We start from the raw sequence: 5,680 nt of genomic DNA on the forward strand, positions 1-5,680 counted from the left end.
GAGGTGGGGGCGGATCAGGGCTTCTAGCTCGAAGTCCTCCAAGGCGTACTTGGACCTCAGGGATCGGTACGACGCGCCGGCGCGGAGTTGGTCGATGACCTCGTCCACTCGGACGTCGGAGTCGGCGACGAGGGGCTGGCCGGCGGAGCGGGTGGGATCCACCACTACGTCGATGTCGTGGTAGATGACCAGGCGGAGGGCGGCGGCGTAGCCGTCGTCGGACCAGGTGATGGCGGCTGAACCTCGGCGGAGGACGCCGGGGAGGCCTCCCTGGGCGTCGCGGATGCGTTCCCATCCTTGTTCGCGGCCTTCGGCGGCGATCTCGACGAGGAGGTCGCGGCCGTCGTGGGCGAGGCCGGACCAGGCGAGCGGGTAGCGGCGGCCGGCCCGGGATCTCAGGGCCACCGCCGCCTCGCCGATGGCCTGGAGCGACAGGCCGGACTGGCGGAGGTGGCGGAGCATGTGCGTCTCGACCAGGCCGGCGAAGGTGATGGCCGGCTCGCCGCGGCCGCCGCCGACGGACTCGAGGGCACCCGAGCGGAGCCAGTCGCCCAGCGTGGTGGCGGGCAGGCCGAGGTGAAGGGCGAGATCGGCGCGGGTGTACAGCGGCAGGTCGAACCGTGGATCCACGTCTCACCTCATCGCGCGGTGCGGGCGCTGTCGCGACAGCGCGTGCGAGTGCTGTCCCGACCAAGAGTGCCAGAAACTCGGTTCCGGTCAGGCAAGCCGCACGGATAGGGTGCTTCCACCAGGCGGAGAGGAGGTGAGCGCGATGTCGTGTCCGGCCGTCGTGCCGCCCGCCCGCCGTCCCCGCGGCTGAGGACGGGTGGCTCCAACCAACAGGAGCTAGCGAATGACCGAAGTACACCGTCCGCCGCTGACCGCCGACGAGCGCACCCAGCTGACCGGATGGCTCGACCTGCAACGTTCCTTCGTCCGGATGAAGTGCGACGGACTGTCCGAAGAAGATGCCCACCGCAAGCTTCTCCCGACCTCACCGCTCACCACGGTGGCAGGCCTGGTGGCGCACCTGCGCTGGGTGGAGTACTCGTGGTTCCACCTCAATCTGCTCGGCGTTCCGGACACCGGCCAGACCCCGTGGACCGAGGACGGCCATCCCGATGCCGAGATGTTCGTCGACGACGTACCGCTCGGCCGACTCCTCGACGAGTACGACGCCGAGTGCGCCTGCTCGAACGAGGCGATCGCCGGGCTGCCGCTGGAGACCGTCGAGCGCGGGCAACCCGCGGACAAGGCGGCCTCGCTGCGGTACGTGCTGTGCCACATGATCGAGGAGACCGCGCGCCACGTCGGCCATCTCGACATCCTCCGGGAGTTGCTGGACGGCACCACCGGCTACACCAGGCTGACCGAAACCACGGCCTGAGCCGGGGCTGTCGCCAAGTGCTTCGCGCACCTGGCGACAGTGCGCCGAGCGGTGGATAGGATGTCCGGCATCTGGCACGGGGTAGCGACAAGAGGTGTGATGAGGGAACCCTCCGTACGCCGTTATTCCGGGCGGTCAGTCGAGGAGTGGAAGGCAGCGCGACGCGAGCGGTTGCTGGCCGCCGCACTGGAGTTGTTCGGGACCGAGGGGTACCCGGCGACGTCCGTGGAACGCCTGTGCACACAGGCGAAAGTGTCCACCCGGCACTTCTACCACGAGTTCCAGAACAAGGAAGCCGTGCTGCTCGCGGTGCACGCGCAGGTGATCGAGCTGGCGGTCCGGAGGACCGGCGACGCGTTGCGCCGGACGGGCGGCCGGCCGGTGCGGGAGCGGATCGAGGCGGCGGTCGACAGCTACCTGCGGACGATCATGGCGGACCTGCGGCTGGCCAGGATCTCGTTCGTCGAAGTGGTCGGGACCAGTCCGGCGGTCGAGGAGCAGCGGATCGCGTTCCGGGAGTTGCTGATCCAGAGTGTGCAGGACCTCGGCGACACCGCGGTCGGGCGCGGCGAGATCAAGAACAAGGACTTCCGGTTCCTCGGGCTGTGCTTCTTCGGTGCGGTGAACACGGTCGTCTACGACTGGATGCTGGCCGATCCGCAGCCGCCGGAGCAGACGGTGCAGTCGGCGTTGCGAGAGTTGGCTGTCCAGCTCATGACGAGCTGAACCGCTTGCGCACTTCGGCGACGGCCTCGAGGTCGAGCAACGAGCACGCGCGCTCGGCTCGCTCCTGGGCTTCGTCGAGCCGGCCGTCCAGCGGAGTCCCTTCGGCCGCCCACATCGCGAGAGGCCCAAGCACCGCTGTGCGCACCCGTCCAGCCTCGCACATCGGTCCGTCCGACCCCCTGCCTTTTGTCACGGGGTTCATTTAAGGTCGGCAGTCGTGACAGCTATCGCCGCGCAGACACAGCTCGCGCTCACCCGCCTGGTCGCCGAACGTCAGACCAAGGGCCGCGTTCCCGCAGTGGTGGGCGCCGTCGCCCGCGCCGGCTCGCTGGCCTGGTCGACCGCAGCCGGCTCCGCCGATCTGGACGCTCCCGGGACGCCGCCGACCGCGGACTCGCAGTTCCTGATCGCCTCCCAGAGCAAGATGCTGACCGCGGTCGCGATCATGGCGCTGCGCGACGAGGGCAAGCTCAGCCTCGACGACACCGTCGAAAGGCTGATTCCGGAGACCAAGCACGACGGTGTCACCGTCCGGCAGATGCTCAGCCACGCCAGCGGCATGCAGCGCGAGCCGGTCGGCGACGTCTGGGACGTGATGCGGTTCCCGGACCGCGCCGAGCTGGTGACCGGGTGGAACGAGGCGGAGCGGGTCGGCAAGCCGCACCACCGGTTCCACTACTCGAACCTGGTGTTCTCGATGCTCGGCGAGATCGTCGCCCGGCTCGACGGACGGTCCTGGTACGACGCGATCAAGGCCCGCGTCCTGGATCCGCTGGAGATGCGCCGGACGACCGTCGGGATGGACGGCGGACCGGCCGCCACCGGGTACTACGTGCCGCCGTTCTCCGACGTACCGGTGAAGGAGCCGTTGCTCGACATCGGCTCGATGGATGCCTGCGGCGGTCTCGCGAGTACGGCGGAGGACCTGGCCCGGTGGGCGATGTTCATCGCCGACCCGGTCGACGAGGTGCTGTCCAAGGACACCCTGGACGAGATGTGCCAGGTCCAGATCATGGCCGACACGGACCGCTGGCAACTCGCCTTCGGCCTCGGCTTCATGCTGCTGCGGCGCGGCGACCGGGTCTTCGTCGGCCACGACGGCGGCATGCCCGGGCACATCACGTCGACGTTCGTCCACCGGCCTTCCGGGACGGCGGGGATCGCGCTGCAGAGCTCGACGTCCGCGCCGGCGCCGAGCGCGCTGGCGACCGACCTGATCATCAGGGTGCTCGAGGACGACCCGCTGCCACCGGAGCCCTGGGTCCCCGGGACGACGATCCCCGCCGACCTGCGGGGTGTGCTCGGCACCTGGTTCTCCGAGGGCACGCCGTTCGTGTTCTCGGTCAGGGGTGGGCAGTTGCAGGCGAAGTCGCCGGCCGCCGCCGAGCACCTCGCCCCCGCCGTCTTCGACCGGGTCTCCGACGACGTCTACCGGACCGTCTCCGGCCGCGAGACCGGCGAGCTGCTCCGGATCTCCCGGGACGCCGAGGGCATCCCGGTGAAGTTGCACTGGGCAACCTACCTGTGCACGCGTGAGCCGCTGGCGTTCGGCCAGCATCTGCGCTGAGTCCGACGACGCAGAAGTCGTTGCGTCATCGGTTCCTCCCAGGCTCCCCCGACCGAGGCCGGCGTGCTGGATCTACTGGGATCACCGTGCCGAGGCGTCCTGGCACCGTCTCGGCACTCCGCTGTCAGCCCGCTGTCTCAGCCCTTGAGGGGGACGACCTGGTTGGCCAGCAGCGCCTGGTAGGCCTCGGGGTTGTAGCGCGCCAGGTTGCCGCGGGCCTTCCGGCGGTACTTGAGGATCTGCCGGGTGCCGATCGCCCACAACACGTACTGGAACGCGAGCGCGAACTTGAAGTCGTCGATGGTCTGCGGCGCACCGCCCGACGACACGTCCAGCAGGATGCCGACCATGCCGATACAGATCAGCATCGCGATGAACCCGCCGGTGTTGACCATCCCGTTGGCCGCACCGAACCGGGTCGCCGGGTTGAACGTCCGGGCGTAGTCCAGCCCGAGCATCGACCCCGGCCCACCGGCCGCCTGGACGACGATCAGCATCAGCAGCACCGGCATCGGCGCCCGGCCCGGCCACAGCAGTACGACGGTCCACATGACCACCGAACCGCCGATCACGGCCAGCACGATCCAGGACCGGTAGAACGGGAACCGCGCGGCGTACCGGCCGACCAGAGGACCGTAGAACAGGCTCGCCAGCACAGGAAGGATGAGCATCGCGGCAGCCGTGGTCGGAGCGAGCCCCTGGCCCTGCACGAGGAACGGGTAGCCCCACAGCAGCCCGAACGTTCCGCCGGAGAAACTGGTGGTGAAGTGCGTCCACAGTCCGAGCCGCGTGCCCGGCTCCTTCCAGGCCCGGCGCAGGTTGCCCCGTACTTCGGTCAGCGACTGCTTGGTCCGCCGGAGCGGCTCGTCGTACGGAGTGTCCTTGATCAGGAACAGTACGGCGAGACCGGTCAGCAGGCTCAGGACGCCGGCAGCGGCGAACGTGCTCGTCCAGCCGAACGCGTGGAACGCGGCCGCCATCGGGACGGTCGACACGATCGCACCGACACCACCGAGCATTCCGGTGGCCTGCGACATCACCGGCTGCCTCAACGCGGGAAACCAGGACATGACGACCCGCAGCACGCTGATGAACACCAGTGCGTCACCGACGCCCAGTACGGCGCGTGCGGCGAGTGCAGCCGGGTAGGAGTCGACCAGGCTGAACGCGGACTGCGCCGCGAACAGCAGGACCGAAGCAGCGATCAGTAGCCGCTTCGAGCCGTAACGGTCCAGCAGGACACCGACGGGCACCTGCATGGCGGCGTACACGGTCAGCTGGACGACGGTGAAGCTGGCCAGCGCGGATGCGGAGATGTCGAAGCGCTCGGCGGCCTGCAGACCGGCGACGCTCATCGAGCCGCGGTGCAGCACGGTCACCAGGTAGGTGAGGACAGCAGTGGCCCACACCGCCCAGGCCCGACGTCCGCCCAGGGGGAAGAGGAGTTCGCTCAACGCGTGCTCCGCAGATCCGTCGCGGCCTCGTTGATGTGCGTGACGACCAGTTCGCGGAAGCGCTCGACGCTGTCTCCGTCGAGCGCGTCGATCAGTTCCTGGTGCGCGGTGATCGACTTGTCCATCCGGGCGGGCTGCATCTCGATCCCGGGTACGCCCATCCGGACCTGGCGGTCGCGCAGGCTGTTGTAGAGCTTGGCCAGTATCTCGTTGCCGGCGGCACCGACGATGGCCTCGTGGAAGGCCCGGTCGGCCTCGAGGAAGCTCTTCGCGTCACCGGCCCGGCGGTGCTGGCGCATCTCCTCGACGCGCCGGGTCAGCGACTCGACCAACTGCGTCCGCCGGGGCCAGACCTTCGCGGCCGCGTGCGTCTCGATCAGCTCGCGGGCCTCGAGGACGTCGTCGATCTCCTGCGGCAGCACCGGCAGGACGAGCGCGCCCCTCTTCGGGTACAGCTTGACCAGCCCGGACTCCTCCAACCGGAGCAGCGCCTCGCGCACCGGCGTCCGGGACACGCCGACGGCGGTGGCCAGCTCACCCTCGGTG

Annotated in this window: 7 protein-coding genes; 3 read left to right on the forward strand and 4 right to left on the reverse strand. The window is 69.4% G+C overall.

Annotated features, from left to right (window positions below; translation table 11 throughout):
• The coding region (locus E1218_RS34755) for a DUF433 domain-containing protein (protein ID WP_132327283.1) at positions 1-630 on the reverse strand (630 nt) is incomplete at its 3' end.
• Between the two features lie 223 nt (positions 631-853).
• On the opposite strand from E1218_RS34755, the gene E1218_RS34760 reads away from it, so the two are divergent.
• Positions 854-1,387, forward strand: a complete 534-nt coding sequence (locus E1218_RS34760) for a DinB family protein (protein WP_132327284.1) — start codon at positions 854-856, stop codon at positions 1,385-1,387.
• Positions 1,388-1,486: 99 nt separating this feature from the next.
• Complete coding sequence (locus E1218_RS34765; protein WP_132327285.1) at positions 1,487-2,113, forward strand: TetR/AcrR family transcriptional regulator; 627 nt, start codon at positions 1,487-1,489, stop codon at positions 2,111-2,113.
• Here E1218_RS34765 and E1218_RS36435 read toward each other — a convergent pair.
• Complete coding sequence (locus E1218_RS36435) at positions 2,100-2,246, reverse strand: hypothetical protein (protein ID WP_165949557.1); 147 nt, start codon at positions 2,244-2,246, stop codon at positions 2,100-2,102. The genes E1218_RS34765 and E1218_RS36435 overlap by 14 nt on opposite strands.
• 84 nt (positions 2,247-2,330) lie before the next feature.
• Between E1218_RS36435 and E1218_RS34770 the strand changes: the two genes are divergently transcribed.
• The gene (locus E1218_RS34770; protein WP_132327286.1) at positions 2,331-3,680 is read left to right on the forward strand and encodes a serine hydrolase domain-containing protein; all 1,350 of its coding nucleotides are present in this window, start codon (positions 2,331-2,333) and stop codon (positions 3,678-3,680) included.
• Positions 3,681-3,817: 137 nt separating this feature from the next.
• Here the strand turns inward: E1218_RS34770 and E1218_RS34775 are convergent, their stop codons facing one another.
• Together E1218_RS34775 and E1218_RS34780 are read right to left on the reverse strand one after the other, a co-directional pair.
• Entirely contained in the window at positions 3,818-5,134 is a 1,317-nt protein-coding gene (locus tag E1218_RS34775; RefSeq protein ID WP_132327287.1) for an MFS transporter, read from the reverse strand.
• The coding region (locus E1218_RS34780) for a GntR family transcriptional regulator (protein ID WP_132327288.1) at positions 5,131-5,680 on the reverse strand (550 nt) is incomplete at its 5' end. The genes E1218_RS34780 and E1218_RS34775, both read right to left, overlap by 4 nt.

This window comes from Kribbella turkmenica, from assembly GCF_004348725.1.
Taxonomy (GTDB): domain Bacteria; phylum Actinomycetota; class Actinomycetes; order Propionibacteriales; family Kribbellaceae; genus Kribbella; species Kribbella turkmenica.

Coding starts and splice junctions, on each gene's coding strand:
- E1218_RS34760 (WP_132327284.1), top strand. CDS start 854: ATGACCGAAGTACACCGTCCGCCGCTGACCGCCGACGAGCGCACCCAG.
- E1218_RS34765 (WP_132327285.1), top strand. CDS start 1,487: ATGAGGGAACCCTCCGTACGCCGTTATTCCGGGCGGTCAGTCGAGGAG.